This is a genomic window from Actinosynnema sp., from assembly GCF_052038725.1.
In genome coordinates this window covers 1-1521 of record NZ_JBQGCX010000181.1, presented here as the reverse complement: position 1 = coordinate 1521, position 1521 = coordinate 1, and the positions used below count along the sequence as shown (strand labels likewise).

General features: G+C 74.2%; 1 protein-coding gene. It reads left to right on the top strand.

What is annotated here, in order from left to right; genetic code table 11:
* Positions 1 to 1005, top strand: a 1005-nt coding sequence (locus ACTUAL_RS03335) for a serine hydrolase domain-containing protein (protein ID WP_440899230.1), incomplete at its 5' end; no start/stop codon positions are given.
* Positions 1006 to 1521 lie beyond the last annotated feature (516 nt).

Below are 1521 nucleotides of genomic sequence, written 5' to 3'. Positions count from 1 at the left end.
ACCGTGCTGTCCCGCGCCTACGGCATGGCGGACGAGGAGCTCGGGATCGGCAATCACCTGGGGACCGCGTTCAACCTCAGCTCGGCCAGCCAGCCGTTCCTGGCCGTGGCCGTCCTGCAGCTCGTGCAGGCGGGCGCGGTCGGGTTGGCCGACCCGGTGGGCGCCCACCTGACCGGGTTCCCCGCTGACCTCGCCGAGCGGGTGACCGTGCACCACCTCCTCACCGGCACCGGTGGCCTGGACGCCCCGGCGCCGGACTGGCAGCGGGTCTTCCACAGCCGTGACGAGGTGCGCGAGCAGCACCGGCTGTGGACGCACCAGGCCCGGCTGGTGGCCGCCCCCGGTTCGGCCGACCAGGGGCACACGCCCGGTGGCGGGGTCGGGTTGGCCATCGCGGCGCGGATCGTGGAGGCCGTCGCCGGGACGACGTTCTGGGACTACGTGCACGAGCACGTCTTCACGCGCGCGGGCATGACCGGTTCGGGGTTCTATACCCGGACGCAGTGGCTCTCCGACGCCCGCATCGCGCACCCGTACGCGAGGCAGGCGGGCGGGGGCCGGGTGGACGTCGCGCGCCACCTCGACCGGGGCAGCACCGCAGGGCCGATCGAAGGCCGGAACCCGGCGCGCGCGTTCATCGGCCACTCCTCCGGCGACGCCTTCGCCACCGCGCCCGACCTGGTCCGCTTCGCGCACGCGCTGCGCGACGGCACGCTCCTGTCCAGGCCCTACGCCGAACTGCTGACCGGCCCCAAGCTGCCCAGCCGCAACCCCAGGTCGTTCACGGGCTACACCGGCCCGCTCCACCTCCTCAACGGTGACCAGTGGACGTTCGGTCGTGGAGGCGGCAACGCGGGCTGCGGGGCCGACTGGACGGTCTACCCGGACACCGGCTGGACCGGGGTCCTGCTCAGCAACTACGACGACTTCCCGATGGTGGAGATCCTCCAGTTACAGGAGCAGGTCATCACCGGCCAGGACGGCACCCCGCCCGGAGGTGGCTGACCCCGCCGGGGTGAGACCGGCGAGGTCTGCGCTGGTCAGCGCGGTGTAGTCGCGGCGTGGAGGGCTTCCGGCAGGACTGGATCTGCGAACGACCTGGCCGACGAGAACCACCACCGAGTGCCGGGCCGCCGGGCGCTGGGAACGCCGGGGCGACGGCCTGCGCCCCGGCGTTCCCGGCCCGGCCGGGGCCGGACCCCGACCGGTTCGAGGGGGAGGCGCCCGCCGTCCCGCACGAGTAGCTCCAGCAGGGCGGCCGGATGCCGGTCTGCGGCGACGGGGCCGTGGAGGCGCGGGCAGCCGAGGGCGTCGCGTTCGGTTCGGAGCGGCTGGTGGACCTGACCAGTCGCCACGAGCACGCCAGGCCAGCAGCAACTAGGCCAGCACCGACCAGACCAGCACCGACCAGGCCAGGACGCTCCCATGCCGTGACGACCGCCTGATCCCGCCCCCGCCGCGTGCGAGGATCGCGCCCGTGGAACCCGACTCGCTCGCGCGGTTGCGGACCGTCCTGGCCGC